This window comes from Streptomyces sp. NPDC029956, assembly GCF_055574655.1.
In genome coordinates, this window is the sequence record NZ_JBVHZJ010000059.1 from 20,847 (window position 1) to 36,546 (window position 15,700).

The 15,700-nt window shown below is 69.5% G+C and carries 17 protein-coding genes; 6 read left to right on the forward strand and 11 right to left on the reverse strand.

Going from position 1 to position 15,700, the window contains the following annotated elements:
* The first annotated feature begins 6 nt into the window (after positions 1–6).
* Together ACZ4XX_RS33065 and ACZ4XX_RS33070 are read left to right on the forward strand one after the other, a co-directional pair.
* Complete coding sequence (locus ACZ4XX_RS33065) at positions 7–180, forward strand: hypothetical protein (protein WP_468511549.1); 174 nt, start codon at positions 7–9, stop codon at positions 178–180.
* Positions 181–182: 2 nt separating this feature from the next.
* Positions 183–1,217: a hypothetical protein gene (locus tag ACZ4XX_RS33070; RefSeq protein WP_468511550.1), complete on the forward strand. Its 1,035-nt coding sequence runs from the start codon at positions 183–185 to the stop codon at positions 1,215–1,217.
* A 1,048-nt stretch (positions 1,218–2,265) separates the two neighbouring features.
* On the opposite strand, the gene ACZ4XX_RS33075 is transcribed toward ACZ4XX_RS33070, so the two are convergent.
* On the reverse strand, positions 2,266–2,943 hold the full coding sequence (locus ACZ4XX_RS33075; RefSeq protein ID WP_468511551.1) for an HNH endonuclease family protein: 678 nt from the start codon (positions 2,941–2,943) through the stop codon (positions 2,266–2,268).
* A 270-nt stretch (positions 2,944–3,213) separates the two neighbouring features.
* Here ACZ4XX_RS33075 and ACZ4XX_RS33080 point away from each other — a divergent pair, with 270 nt between their 5' ends.
* Positions 3,214–3,681 carry a hypothetical protein gene (locus ACZ4XX_RS33080; protein ID WP_468511552.1) on the forward strand — a complete coding sequence of 156 codons (468 nt, stop codon included), beginning with the start codon at positions 3,214–3,216 and terminating at the stop codon, positions 3,679–3,681.
* Here ACZ4XX_RS33080 and istB read toward each other — a convergent pair.
* The 4 genes from istB to ACZ4XX_RS33100 all read right to left on the reverse strand — a co-directional run bounded on the left by istB (position 3,627) and on the right by ACZ4XX_RS33100 (position 8,040).
* Positions 3,627–4,397, reverse strand: coding sequence for an IS21-like element helper ATPase IstB (gene istB / locus ACZ4XX_RS33085; protein ID WP_468511553.1), 771 nt, complete (start codon positions 4,395–4,397; stop codon positions 3,627–3,629). The genes ACZ4XX_RS33080 and istB overlap by 55 nt on opposite strands.
* On the reverse strand, positions 4,394–5,812 hold the full coding sequence (gene istA / locus ACZ4XX_RS33090) for an IS21 family transposase (RefSeq protein ID WP_468511554.1): 1,419 nt from the start codon (positions 5,810–5,812) through the stop codon (positions 4,394–4,396). The genes istB and istA overlap by 4 nt, the downstream gene beginning before the upstream one ends.
* 106 nt (positions 5,813–5,918) lie before the next feature.
* A complete protein-coding gene (locus ACZ4XX_RS33095; protein WP_468511555.1) occupies positions 5,919–6,116 on the reverse strand; it encodes a hypothetical protein in 198 nt (65 codons plus the stop codon).
* Positions 6,117–6,417: 301 nt separating this feature from the next.
* The gene (locus ACZ4XX_RS33100; RefSeq protein ID WP_468511556.1) at positions 6,418–8,040 is read right to left on the reverse strand and encodes a hypothetical protein; all 1,623 of its coding nucleotides are present in this window, start codon (positions 8,038–8,040) and stop codon (positions 6,418–6,420) included.
* Between the two features lie 254 nt (positions 8,041–8,294).
* Here ACZ4XX_RS33100 and ACZ4XX_RS33105 point away from each other — a divergent pair, with 254 nt between their 5' ends.
* Together ACZ4XX_RS33105 and ACZ4XX_RS33110 are read left to right on the forward strand one after the other, a co-directional pair.
* On the forward strand, positions 8,295–8,801 hold the full coding sequence (locus tag ACZ4XX_RS33105; protein WP_468511557.1) for a hypothetical protein: 507 nt from the start codon (positions 8,295–8,297) through the stop codon (positions 8,799–8,801).
* A 60-nt stretch (positions 8,802–8,861) separates the two neighbouring features.
* A complete protein-coding gene (locus tag ACZ4XX_RS33110; protein ID WP_468511558.1) occupies positions 8,862–9,242 on the forward strand; it encodes an ankyrin repeat domain-containing protein in 381 nt (126 codons plus the stop codon).
* Between the two features lie 152 nt (positions 9,243–9,394).
* On the opposite strand, the gene ACZ4XX_RS33115 is transcribed toward ACZ4XX_RS33110, so the two are convergent.
* The 6 genes from ACZ4XX_RS33115 to ACZ4XX_RS33140 form a co-directional block, all read right to left on the reverse strand.
* The gene (locus ACZ4XX_RS33115) at positions 9,395–10,633 is read right to left on the reverse strand and encodes an IS701 family transposase (RefSeq protein WP_468511559.1); all 1,239 of its coding nucleotides are present in this window, start codon (positions 10,631–10,633) and stop codon (positions 9,395–9,397) included.
* A gap of 29 nt (positions 10,634–10,662) precedes the next feature.
* Complete coding sequence (locus ACZ4XX_RS33120; RefSeq protein ID WP_468511560.1) at positions 10,663–10,896, reverse strand: hypothetical protein; 234 nt, start codon at positions 10,894–10,896, stop codon at positions 10,663–10,665.
* A 72-nt stretch (positions 10,897–10,968) separates the two neighbouring features.
* Positions 10,969–11,136: a hypothetical protein gene (locus tag ACZ4XX_RS33125; RefSeq protein ID WP_468511561.1), complete on the reverse strand. Its 168-nt coding sequence runs from the start codon at positions 11,134–11,136 to the stop codon at positions 10,969–10,971.
* A 392-nt stretch (positions 11,137–11,528) separates the two neighbouring features.
* Positions 11,529–12,581 carry a DUF6292 family protein gene (locus ACZ4XX_RS33130; RefSeq protein ID WP_468511562.1) on the reverse strand — a complete coding sequence of 351 codons (1,053 nt, stop codon included), beginning with the start codon at positions 12,579–12,581 and terminating at the stop codon, positions 11,529–11,531.
* Positions 12,582–12,636: 55 nt separating this feature from the next.
* Positions 12,637–13,041 (reverse strand): hypothetical protein, encoded by a 405-nt coding sequence (locus tag ACZ4XX_RS33135; RefSeq protein WP_468511563.1) that lies wholly within the window; start codon positions 13,039–13,041, stop codon positions 12,637–12,639.
* 534 nt (positions 13,042–13,575) lie between these two features.
* Complete coding sequence (locus tag ACZ4XX_RS33140) at positions 13,576–14,778, reverse strand: IS110 family RNA-guided transposase (RefSeq protein WP_468511564.1); 1,203 nt, start codon at positions 14,776–14,778, stop codon at positions 13,576–13,578.
* Positions 14,779–15,314: 536 nt separating this feature from the next.
* Here ACZ4XX_RS33140 and ACZ4XX_RS33145 point away from each other — a divergent pair.
* A complete protein-coding gene (locus ACZ4XX_RS33145) occupies positions 15,315–15,698 on the forward strand; it encodes a hypothetical protein (RefSeq protein WP_468511565.1) in 384 nt (127 codons plus the stop codon).
* The last annotated feature ends 2 nt before the right edge of the window (positions 15,699–15,700 follow it).

The window sequence follows — 15,700 nt, forward strand, 5'->3', positions numbered from 1 at the left end:
GCGCACATGAACAACCCGCTCACCCCTCACCCCACGCGGGGAGGCCGCGTGCTCGTCCTGCTCCTGGTCCTCGCCGCCGGCGTCGCCGCGGCGCAGAGCCAGGAGTGGGCGAGCGCCCTGGGAACGGCGGCCGCCGTCTACACCGCCATGTCCACCGGCGACCCGAACCGCAGGAGCTGACCATGCCCCGTACGAAGCCGTCCCGCCTCGAACTCGAACTGATCGCCGAGGTGGACAAGCACGGGTACCGCGTCACCGCCACGCAGCTGGAACGGTGGCGGCAGCAGCTGTGGCTGCCGAGGACGAAGGACTGGCGCGACGCCGATGGCACGCTCCGCCCCGAGGTCGTGCACCTGACCATGGGCCTGGTCCGGGCGTCTGGGCAGGGCCGAAGCGTCAGCTGGGCGGGCTGGTACTGCTGGGCCCTCGCCGACACCCCGGAGACCGCCGAGCGGCTGAGGGACGCTCTGCTCTCCTCGATACGCAAGCCCCTGGAGAAGGCCGGGCTCAACGTGGATCAGGTGCCCGGCGGCGACTCCGACGCCGCGTTCGAGGCGCGGGAGGAACTCGCGGCGCAGCTGCTCAGGAACCGTCGCTCCCCGCGCCGGGACCTGGACGGAACGCTGCGCGCATACGCGGCCAAGGACGGTGTCGAGCTGCCCCCGAGCCACTCCGTGCCGAACCTCTTCCACCGGGCGCTCACGGAACCGGGGGCCCGCATGCTGGTCGGCGGGGCAGCTGATGTGAGCTTCGAGGGCCTGATGGAGTCGTGGGAGGCCACCTGGCCGCAGGGCAGGGAGATGATCGAGCGCATCCGGGCCGCCCATCGAAAGGCCGAACTCGCCGGCGTCGACCTCATGGCGCAGTCCCCGATGGCGGACGGCCTCCGGGGGCTGATGAGGGTGGTCGAGCAGGCCGACGACCGGCTTCTGTGCGCGGCGGTCCGCGCCTGCACGAAGGCCTCCGGCACAGTGGCGCTGCTGTGGACGCGTGCCGTGGAGAACCCGGAGCTTGTACATCACCTGATGGCCGACGCGATGTGGGACCAGTGGGTCCGGGTGGGCGGTCTCGCACCGAACGGAGCGGCCGGTGAGGCTGCGGTTGCCATCAGCACCGTGCAGTACCTGGCCGTCCCAGGGTGGGCCGACGACCTGCACCGCTTCCAGGCCTTCATGGAGAGCCTGCTCGACCCCACCAACGTCCAGCCTCCCGCGTGAGCGGAGGACACAACAGTGCGGCCGAGGGAAACTCCCCCGGCCGCGATCTGGAACGCTGGAAGAGTCGCTGAAACAGGGCACTACCTCGTCCTCCCCTCAGCTGAGACCTTGAGGCTCACTGGCCGCCGAGTTAGCGTTCGGAGACCTGCCAGCACCAGCACCTTCAGGAAGTCGACATGCCTCGCCGGACACCGGGCGAGATCAGGTCTCAGCTGCCGCTTCGGGATATAAGGAACGCCAGACGGACCGTCATACCAGGGCTGTCTGCGTCGGCGAACCGTCAGATCCTCCAGATCGAGCGCGAGCGCGGCCTGTCCAGGGGTGATGTTGCGCTCGCATTCCGGCGCTGGACCCTGCGGGCCGGCCGACCCCGTGGTGCTGAGGAGTGGCACTACGGGTATTCAGACGTCGCAACCGGGCATATCCGCACACTGCTCGAAGTGGCGGCATGGAACCTGCGGGCCCGGGCTCGACGAGAGCTGCGAGCCGCGCTGGCCCCTGTCGACGCACGCGTCCTCAGACGAACGGTCAACGATCCTTTCGCCCCAGAACATCTGCACTGGTGGCACCGGCGTATTGAAATCTGAGGCAGCCCGGAGGCGGCTGGCCCGCCGAGCGGTTCCGCACGGTCTGCCGGCGGGCCACTGACGGCGGATCAGAACCTGCGCACTGCAACAGGTGCGTCGTACGGTCGCCATGACTCCCACAGGACGGGCGTCCACAGCCGGTCCCGCGTCCCTTCGCACGTACGCGGGACCGGCCCTCGACCGGCAGCACACCGCGGTTTCCCCGCTTCGGGGAGACCAGCCCGCACAACACCACTGGTGCGGGCCGGTCCTCCACCCGGTCGGGCCACTGCGGGAAGGGGAATCCGCGGGCCCGTGAGCGGCCCCGGTCCGCTCTGCACCCGCCTACCCCCACACTTCACAGCCATGCGCACCCTTTCACCCTCGAATGCAATGGTTTGAGCTGTGATCCTGTGAGCAGGCGGGGCGGGCGGCGTCGCCGTCTGCGGGATCCCCCGAGCCGCAGACGGCGATCCGTCGTCCTACTCGGCGGGCTCGAACTGCACGATCGCATCCGGGCACTCGGCCGCGAGCGCCTGGAGGGCGCCAGCCTCCGCAGGATCCACGCTCAGATTCCAGCGCAGCTTCGTCGCGGTCCACTCGGTGGCGTACCGGCAGCGGGCACTGGGCGCCGGCGGCATCCACTGCGCCGGGTCCTTGTCCGCCTTGGCCCGGTTGGAGCGGGCGGTGACCGCGATCAGCGAGACCGCGGCGTTCTGGTCGTTCGCGTAGGCCTCCCGGCGCTCGGCCGTCCACTCCCAGGCGCCGGACCCCCAGGCCTCCTTGAGCGGGACCATGTGGTCGATGTCGAGACCGGAGGCCGAGCGGACCTCGGCCTCGTCGTAATAACTCCACCACACGCCCCCGGTCAGGGCGCAGTTCGCGCCGACGACCGGGGCCTCGACGGCCTCGGAGATCAGGACCTCGCCTCGCGTACTGCACGCGTCGGTGAGGTTCAGGCCCCTGTTCCAGTGGCGGAAGAAGTCGCGCGAGTACGTGTCGTTCTGGGCTTCCTCGGCGACCGGGAGGACGGCGACGGCGCCGGGCAGGGTGAGCAGGCCGGCGGGGGTGTCGCCGCCGGCGTGTGCGGGCGCGGTGACGGCGAGGGAGGCCAGGGCGAGCGTGGCCGCTGCTGCGGCCCGGGTCAGGTAAGTGATCACGTTCCGTAGAGGTACCGGCTCCGGTGGGAGCGGGCGGGGTGGATCCGTGGGATGTCACTCGTGGGGGCAGGCAGGTTCACCGAAAACGATCACCGGGCGGCTCGCGCTGGTTGACGCCGCGGGGTAAGAAACAGTGCTGTTCTACGTCCGCGGGGGGCAAGTGGGCCACTGGTGTCGGCGTACTCGCCTATGTGCAGAGCCGCGTACGGATGAACGTGCAGAGCAAGGAGACCTGTGAAGCGCGGGCGTCGTGGTTCGAGATGATGGAGCGTGTCTCTTCGCTATTTCAATCAGACTGGCTGGACCGCGATCTTCAATGGCACCGACACCGAGGTCGGCCGCATGGTGCGCGTGGAGGGCTGGGACCAGGCGACCGGGACGGCCCTGGTCGTCGATCCCAAGCGTGGTGCCCTGCGTGCGGTGACTGACTACGAGGACTTCTCCCACCTGGAGCGAGCTGACCAGGTCGTGGCCGCGGTGCCTGGCGGAGGGTGGCGGGTGCACTGGAAGGACGAGGGCCCGGGTGGAACGCCGCTGACGGAACAGGTGCTGGCCTGGCTCATCACGTCGCAGGGGCGTGCGACGGCCATCACGGTCGATGCCCAGGGGCATGTCGAGGATGCCGATGGAGCCGACGCCTTCATCCCGCCGGGCCAGGACCATGGGGTCCTGATCGCAGCTGGTCAGGCCACGTCGTTCTCTCGCTCGATGGCCTGGAGGCGGTTCTTCAGCCGGTAGCTGGGGCCGTTGATGGAGATCACTTCGCAGTGGTGGAGGAGCCGGTCGAGGATCGCGGTGGCCAGGACCTCGTCGCCGAACACTTGGCCCCATTCGCTGAAGGTCTTGTTCGAGGTCAGGATGATCGAGCCCTTCTCGTAGCGCTTGGAGATGACCTGGAAGACCAGGTTCGCTTCCGCTCGTTCGAGGGGCTGGTAGCCGACTTCGTCGACGACGAGGACGCCGGGCCGCAGGTAGGTGCCGAGCTTGTTCGTCAGGCGCCCGGTGGTCTCGGCGGCTTTGAGGTTGCGGACCATGTCGTCGAGGCTGGTGAAGTAGATCGAGTAGCCGGCCCGGCAGGCCGCGACCGCCAGGGCGACGGCGATGTGTGTCTTTCCGACCCCGGGCGGCCCGAGCAGGGCGGCATTCGCCTTGCCCTCGACGAAGGAGAGGGTGGCGAGGTCCTTGACCTTCCGTGGATCGAGCTCGGGCTGGAAGGAGAAGTCGTACTCGTCGAGCGTCTTGTGGTGCGGCAGCTTCGAGAGCCGCAGGCCCTGGCGGAAGCGGCGGTCGTCGCGGACAGCCAGTTCCTCGGACAGGACCAGGTCGAGGAAGTCGAGGTAGCCCATCTTCCCCTCGTCGGCCCGCCGGGTGTACTCGTTGATCGTTTCGGCCAGGTGGGGCAGGCCGAGCTTGCCGGCCGTGTTGCGGATGCGGGTGGAGACCAGCTCGCTCAAGACGTTTCCCTCGTGCTCGGACGGGTGGTGAAGGGGCGGGTTCCGGTCAGCTCGTCATAGACCGACAGCGGCCGGCGGCCGACCTCGACGCGGGTGGCTGCGGCCCGGTTCAGCAGAGCCCGTAAAGGCCCTGATTCCTCGCCCCGATGACGCTCACGACGGGGCTGCGGCAGAACATCCCCGGTGGTGGTCCGGCGTCCCTCGCCCGTGGGCAGGCCGTCCCAGTGGGCTTCCTCGACGACACGGACCCCGCGGCCGATCGCCCGCGGGTGGGTCGCCAGCAGTGTCTCGCCGCTGGAGTCGGCCATGGTGGAATGCAGCATGATCTGCGACTTCGTGGCCCGGATCTCCACTAGCTGCCGCGGGCGGACCCTGCGGGCGGGCACCGAGTAGAGGTTGCCGCCGAAGGCGACCAGGCAGTCCTTGCCGACTGGCCGCAGATGCCGCTCGGCCACCAGATACGGAGTCGGCGGCAGAGGCCGGAGAGCCACGTGATCACGGGCCGCCCGTTCTCCGATGATCTGCTGGTGAGTCCGGTGAGCCTGGGCCCGTCGCTGCGGGACCCAGGTGATGAAGGCGGCGTCCATCTCCTCGACGGAGGAGAAGGACCGGCCGGACAGGACGTGGTCGCGGACGATCAGAACCTGCCGCTCGACACGTCCCTTGCCTGTGGGCCGGTAGGCGGCCAGGACGTCGATGTCGAAGTCGTAGTGGCCGGCGAACCCGACCGCTTCCGGGTGTAGCGGAACCGCCTCGCCCGGGGCGACGTGGCGGCGGACGACGGTCTTCGTGCGGTCGTAGACGATCGTCATCGGCACCCCGCCGAAGTGCGCGAACGCGCGGCGGTGGCAGTCGAAGAACGTCTGCAGGTCCTGGCTGGTGGTGAAGCAGCAGAACGGGTCGCGCGAGTACGACAGCGTCATGTGGAAGGAGTAGACCTTCGGGATTCCCATGTGGGCGAGGATCTTGCCCTCGTCGCCCCAGTCCACCTGGGCCTGGGCGCCGGGGATCACCTCGAAACGGCGGTGCATGCCCGCCAGCTCATTGGGCGTGATGCCGAGTTCCTCGGCGATCCGGAGCCGGGCTTCCTGGACGTAGAGCTTGGTCCGCTGGTAGTTGCCGGTGAACCCGTACTCCGCTGCAAGGCGCTCGTGGATCACTGCGGCCTTCATCAGGATCTCGGCCCTCAGCATCGAGTCGACCAGCGGAGCGAACTCGTCGATCACCCTCGCCTTCGACCGACCGTTCGGCGACCGGCGCGGAGGTGCGGCGGGTCCGTCGGCTGCCAGGTATTTGCTGACCGTCCGCCAGTTCAGGCCCGTTTCCTTGGCGACCTCGGTCAGGCTCATCGCTCCGGACTCGACCAGACCACGAAAACGCCGTAGTTCCAGCCAGCGCTGCGGATCCAGGACCACGGCCACCCCATCTCTGCGACCTCGACCAACAGGCAGCAGAGTGCCGAATCCTCAACCTCAGCACATCAGGAACCCTGCACGTTCATCCGTACGCGGTCCTGCACGTTCACGTGTACGCCGACAACTGGGACCGTGAGCTTGGACAGGACGGGCCTTCGACCGCGGGGGCGGGGGCGGTGATGACGAGGGCGGCGGCCCGGATGTTGTGGCCGATGACGTCGGTGGCGGTGAGCACAAGCTGGGGTCCGACGGGGCAGCGGGCGAGCGTGCCACCGTCGGCCGGGACGAGCCGCCGGGGATTCACCACTCCCCCGCAAGGGCACTGCCCTGTGCCGCTACACCCGTGCCCTCGCCGGGGGGGGATGACGAGGGCACGGGCGGAGGCTGCAACGGGAGCGACGACCAATCGGCTCACAACCGCCTCTCCGCGAGAGTAGCCCGGGACCGCCACGCGTGCCGGACGGTCCGGGACCTCTGCGCGGATCAGAACTCCAAGACGAGCCCGTCCCGTAACCACCCGGAACGTGCTGCGCCCCCGTATCGAGGTATGGGGGCGCAGGGGAGAGCGCACCAGCTTGATCAGTCGGCCTGGCCTCCCGCTGTGTTCACCGCTGGTTGTGAAGCTGGGTGCGGTCGTGGGCGAGTTGCTCGATCAGGTCGGTGTCGCTGGAGGGCAGGGGGCGGCCCAGCAGCCGTGAGATGTCGCGGTGGAGGTTGAGGGAGGCGCTGTCGTCGTCGGTGATGAGGAGGGTGGACAGGAGGGGGGTTTCGGGGGTGGTGTCGGCCTCCACCAGGGCGAGGAGCTCGACCTTGTCGCCGTGGTTGAGCTGGCCGAGCTGGCGCAGGCCGGTCTTGTCGCGGAGTTCGGGCCAGGTGGTGACGCGGTGCTCGCGGGCGGCCTTCTTCAGGGCTCCGCGGACTGCCGGGGCGAGCGGTGCGACCTTGTCGGCACGCGCCTGCCGGGATCGCTGTTCTGCGGCTCGGGCTACTCGCTGGGCAGCGGCGGCCTTCTTGGCGGCCAGCTCCCGTTGCGTGGCTTCCTGGCTGGCGGCCATCTCCTTCAACCACGCGTCACGTCGTTCTTGCTCGGCCCGGCGCTCTTCCTCCCGGGCGCGCTCTTGTGCGGCACGCCGGGCGGCTTCCTTCGCGGCACGCGCTTCTTCGATGCGGTCTGTGAGGGCGGCGACGACGTCCTTCTCCTCCTGCGAGGCATCGGGGTCGTCCTCCAGCAGCCTGACGGCCTCGTAGTAAAGGGCCTCCGTCGGCTTCTCCCGCAGCTGCTGCACCACCTTCTGCCGGCGCTGCGCGTGCGCCTCCAGCCGCCGCAGGCACTTGGGCAGGGCGACGCGCAGCCGGTTGGCGTCATCCGGATGCAGGTCCGTCTCCAAGAGGCGCGGGATCGCCTCGACGACGTCCTTGATCTTCCTGGGGCTGTCGTGGTCGATGTCGAGGTGGCGCAGCAGTTCGTGGGCGGGGTCGCTGCGCCGGGGGTCGCGGGCGGTGGCGCGGGTGATGGTGACGATCTCCCGGCCGGCCGGCGCCTGTTCGGGCTGCGGTGCGGGGGCCGGAGTGCTGGTGGCGGGCCTGGACTTGGAGACGAGGCCGGCGGGGGTCAGGACGATGTCGTCCAGAGGGTCCCAGTGGTCCGTGCCGCGGCCGTGGAGTTCGGTGCCGAACTGCAGGGTGCGGCCGCCGCCGGGGCGGTCGGCGAAGCGGACCCGGTGGAGGTGGCCGCGCTGGATGAGGGCGTGGGTGTCTCGGACGCCGGGGCCCAGGATGGTCTCCCACCTTCCGGGGTCCCAGGTGATGGGCTGGTTCCGGTCGAGGTGGAGAAGGATCGCCCGCCCGTCGGGAAGATGGACCATGACGGCGGATCCCAGGGGCTCGGGAAGGGTGAACTCGGCCTCGATGCCCTGGGTGCGCAGCCACGACTTCAGGTGGGCCTTGGCGAAGAGGTGGTTGGCGTCGTCCTTGCCGCGGTCCTTGCGGCCGCAGGGGCCGCCCGTGCCGCCGCTGCCGTGGTGGGCGAAGTGGCAGATCTTGTCTGTGCACAGGCGGGTCGTCAGCTGCCGGCCGCAGCCGCCTTCGAACTGGGTCCCGCACCAGATGGTGACGCCGGTGTGCTCACGGCGGAAGGCTTCCAGCTCGTCAGGGGTTTCGGGGCACAGGGCCGGCTCGTCAGAGTCGGGGCTGCCGAAGACCGCGGTCTGGATGAGGCGTCGGTCCATCCTGCTCCAGTTGCTCCAGAAGGGTGACTTCTCCTCATTGTGCTCCCGGGGACTGACAGCGCGGCGCCTTTCGGCGGGCTGCGCGGCGTCACGCGGGCCGGGGCGGGCAGCTTCACGGCCCCGGGCGCCCCTGCTGCGTGTTGTCGCCCCGGCGCGCGGGCTGCGGCGTGCGCCGCCCAGGCACGCATCTGCGCGGTCCGGCCGTCGATGCAGGGACCGTCGGGTGAGGTGGGTGGTGTCCTACGCTCTACGACATGACACGTGGTGGTGCCCGCCGGGGCGGGCGGAAGGGCCAGACCTACACCGCCAAGCCCAACCTGCAGTCCTACGACATCACTCCGGCCTCCGAGGTCACCGTGACACGGGCGGACGGCACGGTCGTGACCGAGCCCGCGAAGCAGGCCAAGGCCACGGTCCCCGCCCGGCGCAGCAAGGGCCCGGCGGTGTGCGCCATCTGCGGCTACGCGATCAAGGACCGGGTCCTCTACAGCTGGGAACGCGGCCGCGCCCGCAACAAGCCGGTGCACGGCCGGTGCGATCCCAAGGCCCGGCCCGAGCGCCCTCCGCGCCCCGGGGCCTCGAAGAACGCCTACGCGACCCCTCCGCCGAAGAAGCGGCCCCCGGGGCCGCGCAAGCCCGTGGGCACCTGCCCCAAGTGCGGTGCGCCGCCGGGAGAGCGCTGCACCGTCCAGTACGCCGACGGCACGACCGGGCAGGTCGAGATCGGGCACCTGCAGCGCCGCACCGCCCCGGACGCTTAGGGCCTGTCCGGCCGATCAAGGTCGCGTTCCATCGGCATAATGCCCTGGGTGGATGCCCCTATGACCATGGCGGATGCCCTGAATCGCAAGAATCCCTGGACGCCTGCTCACCAAGCGGTGGAGCTGAGCGAGCACGCCACGCTCACGCGCATCCTCGACGAGGGAGCCGACGCTGACGAGGTCTGCTGCCGGATGACTCTGCTGATGCACGCCATCGACACAGAGGTCGATGTCGCGAACCAGTCGGGGGAGCCGATCGACAGCGCACTGACCGCGATCCTCCTGGCATACGGTGCTGATCCACATCTCGCGGTCAACGGCCAGGCTGCCTACGACTGGGCCCACGAGCTCCGCCACGACATGGCGATCAGGCTGATGGATCGGTTCAGCACCCGCACCACCAAGCTGGCAGCCCGATTCAGAAGGATCCGCCGACGGTAGCTTCTGCCGATGATCGGCCGGACAGGTCCTAGTAGTGCTTCGTTAGGTTCTTCGTCTGGTTCTGTTGCGGGGTAGGGATCGGCCGCAGGTGGTGCAGGTGCCGGTCCAGCACTGCAGCAGGTCCTGGAGGGTGTCGAGGACCTGGTAGAGGGTCAGGCCGGCGTGTGGGCTTTTGGGTCGAGCCGCCGCAGGGTGAGGAAGGCCTGGGCGGCGGTGACGAGGGTGACGTGGTGGTGCCAGCCGCGCCAGGTACGGCCTTCGAAGTGGTCCAGTCCCAGGCCGTGCTTGAGTTCGCGGTAGTCGTGTTCGATGCGCCAGCGCATCTTCGCCCAGCGGACCAGGTCGGCGACCGGGGTGGTGGCGGGCAGGTTCGATATCCAGTAGCCCGTCGGGACGTCCTGACCGTGCGGCCACTCGACCAGGAGGGTCCGTGCGGGCAGGACACCGTCCCACCGGTTGCGGCCACCGCCGGTGCTCTGGGCTGCGGCCAGGGACCGCTTGCCCGTGGGACGGATGGTCAGGACGGTGAACCGCGAGGTCATCGCTCCTTTGCTGCCCTGTCGCCAGGTGACCTCGGTGAACTGTTCCGGGCCGGTTTCCTCCGCGAGGGCACTGACGGCTCGGGGCGGGGTGCGGTAGCGGGGCAGGGTCGGCGGTCCGAGCCCGCCATAGGCGGGCCGGTGCGGCTCGGCCTCTTCGGCATGAGCGACTTCCTTGCCGGTCAGCGCGAGGACATAGGACAGCCCGCGTTCCTCCAGGCCGGTCCGGAACAGGGTGCTGACGCCGTAGCCCGCGTCGGCGACCACCACCGGCGCCTTCAGATCCCAGCCGGCGAGCGTGTCGAGCATGCCGAGCGCCAGGCGCCACTTCTCCTGGTGGGCAACGGCTTCATCCGGCACTCCGGCCCGACGACAGCGGTCCGGCTCGTCCGTCCACTCCTGCGGCAGATACAGCTGCCAGTCCAGCGGGCACGAGCCGGTGTCGGTGGCGGCGTGGACACTGACCGCAACCTGGCAGTTCGCCCGTTTCCCGAGCGCTCCGCAGTACTGCCGGGCCACCCCGACCGAAGCGGTGCCGCACTTGGGGAACGACACATCGTCGATCACCCACACCTCCGGGTTGATCGCCCGGCTCAGCCGTTCGGCGATCCGGCGCCGCACCGGCAGCGGATCCCACGGCGACTGGTTCACGAACTGCTGCAGAGCCTGCATGTTCCCGTCCGGCAGCCGCTCGGCCATCGGTTGGACCGACTTCCGCCGCCCGTCCAGCATCAGACCCCGCAGATAACACCCGCCCCACCGCCGCTGATCCCGCCGCGGCAACGAGGCGAACACATCGGCAACGAACTCCGATATCTCACCCCGGAGCCGTTCCACCTCCCCCAACCTCATGACCGGAAGATGCCCACCACCAGGCAAGATCACCCAACGTAACGAAGCACTACTAGTGCCGCAGCCTGGGCTTCGAGCTGGTCGACATGGGCCGCGGTCCGGGCTGCCGCGCCTTCGACGACCTGAACAGCCAGATTCTCCGCGTCGTTCAGGCTGGCCCAGGAGGCACGCGGCGCGTAGTGGGCCAGCGCTCCCTCGAGCGCCTGCCTCCCGCCCCGACTGTAGATCTCCGCGAATGTGTCGTAGTCGGGTTCCTGAGCCATGGGACCTCCTGGGGTGTTCTGCGGCTCGCTGATAACGACCCCGCGCGGACGGAGGTGACGCGTGACTCCCGTTCAGCCTTGCCTGGTCCGCGGGCGTTCGGTGGACAGCACCACCCACACCCGCCGGCCTCCCTCGGAGGTGTCGGTGCCGCAGCTGGCGGTGCCGGGGACGGCAAAGAGGTCGGCGAGGACCGCATCGTCGGCGCCGGCAGCCGCGTGGCTGAGGACGACGACGAGCATTTGTCCTGGTCGGGTGGATGCTGATCCGCCAGCCCTCGTCAGCGGAGACCGCGTCGACGATGAGTCGCACGGTCTCCTCGAGGGCCTGGTCGGCGGGGTGGGTGTACCCCAGCCGCGAACCGACTCGGTGGCCTTGGCTTCCAGCTTCGACACGATCTTGTCCGCCTGCTCTGGCAAGGCCCCGGCAGCGGCCCGAGCCCGGAACACGGTGAACCGCGCACTGGCTGCCACTCTCTGGTGGTGGCCGGTCAGGGCCAGCTCCTGGCCGTACGTGTCGCAGTCGGGCTGCTGGGTGCAGACTGCGTCTCCCTCGCCCCCGCGAGTGTGGTGGAGGGTTCGGTCCGGACTGGGCGCAGGCGGGCGTCGGTGCCCACATCTCGACTGCTGGTGCGTCAGGGCTTGGGGTGAGGGCGCTTGGTGCCCATGCGGCCGTCGTGCAGCGCGGCGAGGAGCTCGTCGGGGTTGGGCTGGAGTCCGCTGCCCAGGTAGCGGATTCCCTCGCCCTCGGGTGGGGTGTCGGTGTCCTTGCCGATGGGGTGCCGGCGGCTGGTGGAGGTGCGCCAGCCGAAGCGGGAGTCCCACACTACGGCTGCGGCCGGCTGGTCAGGGTTGAGGATCACGGCGGTAGCCAGGGCGTCGCCGTCGAGCTGGCGGATCTCGACCTGGGCCTGCTGGGCGATGTCGGCGGCGGCCAGGGCGTCGGCGGTGTGCTGCAGGTAGGGCTGGGCGCCGCGGGCGTGGAGCTCGCGCTCAGCGTGCGTGACGGCGGCGCGGTGGGTGATGGCGGGGTAGCCCAGCTGGAGAGCGGCGTCCTTCAGGTCGAGGCCGGGCTGCTGCTCGACGAGGTCGGCGATGCGCCTGCCTCGGAGGGTGGCCAGGCCGTTCTGCGCGGTGGGGAACTTGGTGATGCCGAGGGTGTCGGAGACGGTCTCGACGGTGACGGCGGGGTCGGCGTCCAGGAGCTCGGCGATCCGGGGCAGGATCTGGTCGCGGGGGATCATGTCGCCGCTGCCCTCGCGGCGGCCGCCGCCGGCGCCGCGGCCGGGCCGGCTGTCCTTGTACGCGGTGACCAGTCGGCGGGGCCAGTGCTCGGTGCCCTTGGGGCCGGCAGGCACGAGGACCATGCCAGCGACCAGAGCCGGGTCCTTCTTGTAGGTGTTCCAGGTGACGGGTTCGATGCCGAGCGCCTGGGCGGCCTCGTGGCGGTCGAGGAGGTCCTCGTCGTCGTCGACCTGGGGCAGCTCGGGGATGGGCTCGCCGGCGTAGAAGGCCTTGGTCTGCTCCGCGTCCCAGAGCTGGTTGCGGGCGTCGGGCGAGCTGATGGGCGCCGGGTGGCCTTCTGCCGCGTAGGGCTTCTGGTTTCGAAGCGTGGTGAGCTTCTTGCCGAGGGCGTCAGCCAGGTCGGACATGGTCTGGACGTACGGCAGGCGTCCGGCGCGGATCATGTGCTTCTCCTTCATCACAGGGCGGGGCGCTCGTCGCGCCCCGCCGGCGGGGGTGTCAGTCGGTCGTCGGGTCGGGCAGGCAGTGCGGGTTGCACGGCTCGCCGGCCTCGGCGCCGCATCCGTCGCAGGGGCGGGCGGCCGCCTCGAGGAGCGGGCGGAGGTGAGCGAAGGCGCTGCCGGCGGTGGTGTGCGGGGTGAGGCGGCCGGCGGCGATGAGGTAGAGGGCGTGGGGCGGGTTGGCGGTGGTGCGCACCCGGATGCCAGCGGTGTCGCCCGGGCCCGCGGCGAGGCCGGGAGCCGCCAGGACGCCCGCGCCGGGAACGGCGGTGACACCGGCCTCGGCCAGGAGCTCGGCAAGGTGGGCGAGTTCAGCGTCCGCGGCTTCGGCGGTGGCCGGCCACGCGGACGCGGCAGCGTTCTGCGTCGTGCTGACGGCGGAGTGGGTGAGGGAGAGGGGCATGGGGCCTCCTGAGTGGGTGGGTGTGTGTTCGGCGCTGCGGGCTGCCACCACCCGCGAGCAAGACAACATTACCTAGCTTGTATCATCGCTGGCAAGTCGGCTGGATCCGCAACGCCGCCTCGTACGGATACACTCAGAAGCGAGATACGCCTCTCGGGTTTCCCGGAGTGTGTGTTTTCGGTTGGCCGGCGCCCTTGCCACCCGCCTCGGCGGAAGTGGGCGCCGGCCGCTTTGGTTTCCGCCCGCCACCTGCGACCGGGGCTTCCTCCGCGCGTGCTCTAGGGCGACGGTGTCGCGTTCGGTGTCGAAGCGGTCCCTGTCGCCGGGGGGGGTGCCCCTATCTCTTTGGTCAAGGTGGTGGGGTGGGTGCCGGGCGGTGAGGCCGCCTGGCACTGTGACTGTCATGAGTGTTGAAGCACCTGTTGAGGAGTCGGCTGATGAGGGCCTGCGTCCGTGTGACTACTGCGGTCACCCGGTCTTGATCGACTCGGTCGACGAGTACGACTGCCCGGTGTGTGGCTATCGTGACGAGGATCAGCCTGAGGCTGCCGGCCGGGGTTCGTAGAAGGTTCCGTCGCGGAGCATGGCGAAGAGGACGTCGGCCCGTCGTCGGGCGAGGCAGAGCAGGGCCTGGGTGTGGTGCTTGCCCTGAGCGATCTTCTTGTCGTAGTAGGCCCGCGATGCCGGGTCGCCCAGGGCGGCGAACGCTGAGAGGAAGAAGGCCCGTTTGAGCTGCTTGTTCCCTCTCCTGGAAGGTTGTTCGCCGCGGATCGAGGAACCTGAGTTGCGGGTCGCGGGTGCGAGTCCGGCGTAGGCGGCGAGGTGGCCGGCGGTCGGGAAGGTGCTGCCGTCGCCGACCTCGATCAGGATCCTGGCTCCGGTCCTGACGCCGATTCCGGGCATGGACGTCAGGACCTTCGAAAGAGGGTGGGCCTTCAGGAGTTCTTCGATCCGTGCGGCCAGCAGTTTCCGCTGGTCAAGGACGGCGGTCAGGGATCCGGCGAGGCTCGGGACGATCAGCGCGGCCGCCTCGGTGCCCGGAACGGTGACGGTCTGCTCGTCCAGAGCGGTGAAGATGTCCTCGACCAGCCGCTCGGCCATCCTCGGCGCCTTCGGCCGTAACAGGGTGATCAGCCGTCGTCGGCCGGCCTTGCGGATCTGGGCCGGAGATCCGAACCGTTCCAGCAACGTGAGGACGGCCGGGTGCTGCAACCGTGGCCCCAGGACCCGCTCCAGCGACGGATGGATCTGGGTCAGCAGGCCGTGCAGCCGGTTCGCGACCCGGGTCGCCTCGCCGGCCAGGTCGTCGTCAAAGCCGACGATCATCTCCAGCTCGGCGATGGTCTCGTCCTCGCCGTCGATCGCCCGCAGCGTGTGGGGCATCGCGCGGGCCGCGTCCGCGATGATGAACGCGTCCTTCGCATCTGTCTTGGCCTCGCCGGGGTAGAGGTCGGCGATCCTTCGCATCGTCAGCCCGGGAAGGTAGGCCACCGGGCAGCCCATGTCCCGGGCCACGGCCAGCGGCAGGGCCCCGATCGAGGCCGGCTGGTCGACGACGACAAGCACCGTTCCGTGCTTGGCCTTCAGCTTGGCGAAGAGCTCGCGGAGCTTGGGTTCGGTGTTGGGTAACCGCTTGTCGAAGGCCTTTTTGCCAGCTGGGGTGACTGCGGTGGCGTGGTGTTCGCCCTTGCCGACGTCCAGGCCGAGGAAGACGTCGATGTCGCCGATGTCGATCACGTGCAGGCCCCTCCGCTCACGCTTTCGTCCGGCCTTGCCTCGGCACCGAGCTGCCACATCCACGTTACGGAGAGCTCTTCCGGCTCGGGTGAAGCCGGTGCTCAAGCCCCTCATCAGCGGTCCGTCGATGCCTCCGGGCCCGGTGACACCACCCCCCGGATCATCAACCGCAACAAGGGGGGGAAGTCATGCCGGACCCGAAGGCCGGAGGCCCCATTGCGGAGCCACGAAAAAGGTAACGGGGGGGGACCGAGCTCCTCGCGCAGCTCGATCGAACAGCTCTCGCATCGTCATGTAGGTGGCGTCACCGAGTGCTGCTCGTTCAGCAGCCCCGTGACCTCCGCCTGGATCGCGGGCAGAGCGAGCTCGGCGGCGTCCCGGCACCTCACTTGTATCAAGCCGAAGCGCAGATCGCGTACGACTGAAGAGGCCCCGGCACCGCACCGGGGCCCTCTCTGCGTAGTGATTCCTGGTCAAAGCCATTGACCAGCAGGTTTCTGTCAGTGAGTGTGGCAGTCCAGAGAACGGAGATCGCCGTGAGCGAAGACCTGGTCAGCCGTGCGATCGTCATGCCCGACGGCGCCAGAGTGATCGTTGTCGTGAAGCCCGCGCTTGCCGCGCTGAGCGACGCGGAGCTCCTTCTGAAGCTGCCCTTCATCGAGACCATCAACGAGCGCTGGGCGGAGCAGGAGGCCGAAGAGGAGCAGAAGCGCGAGCAGGGAGCATCATCCGACTGGGCCGTGCCGGACGAACTTCGAGACGAGATGGAACGCGCTAAGGCCAAGGGGCTGCAGTCAGACCTCCGAGTGCTTGCACAGCGTCTCCAGGCAGCCGCCCCCGAAGGCACGCGCGACTTCGACGAGGGGATCGCCTGGGCGGTGCGCTGGCTGGAGAACACGGCCACAGGACTCACCCGCTAGGA

Bases quoted from the DNA above. Each gene is read 5' to 3' on its own strand.
- ACZ4XX_RS33065 (WP_468511549.1), top strand. From the start codon at position 7: ATGAACAACCCGCTCACCCCTCACCCCACGCGGGGAGGCCGCGTGCTC.
- ACZ4XX_RS33130 (WP_468511562.1), bottom strand. From the start codon at position 12,581: ATGATCCGCGCCGGACGCCTGCCGTACGTCCAGACCATGTCCGACCTG.
- ACZ4XX_RS33100 (WP_468511556.1), bottom strand. From the start codon at position 8,040: ATGGACCGACGCCTCATCCAGACCGCGGTCTTCGGCAGCCCCGACTCT.
- ACZ4XX_RS33070 (WP_468511550.1), top strand. From the start codon at position 183: ATGCCCCGTACGAAGCCGTCCCGCCTCGAACTCGAACTGATCGCCGAG.
- ACZ4XX_RS33135 (WP_468511563.1), bottom strand. From the start codon at position 13,041: ATGCCCCTCTCCCTCACCCACTCCGCCGTCAGCACGACGCAGAACGCT.
- ACZ4XX_RS33125 (WP_468511561.1), bottom strand. From the start codon at position 11,136: ATGCTCGTCGTCGTCCTCAGCCACGCGGCTGCCGGCGCCGACGATGCG.
- ACZ4XX_RS33105 (WP_468511557.1), top strand. From the start codon at position 8,295: ATGACACGTGGTGGTGCCCGCCGGGGCGGGCGGAAGGGCCAGACCTAC.
- ACZ4XX_RS33120 (WP_468511560.1), bottom strand. From the start codon at position 10,896: ATGGCTCAGGAACCCGACTACGACACATTCGCGGAGATCTACAGTCGG.
- ACZ4XX_RS33110 (WP_468511558.1), top strand. From the start codon at position 8,862: ATGACCATGGCGGATGCCCTGAATCGCAAGAATCCCTGGACGCCTGCT.
- ACZ4XX_RS33115 (WP_468511559.1), bottom strand. From the start codon at position 10,633: ATGAGGTTGGGGGAGGTGGAACGGCTCCGGGGTGAGATATCGGAGTTC.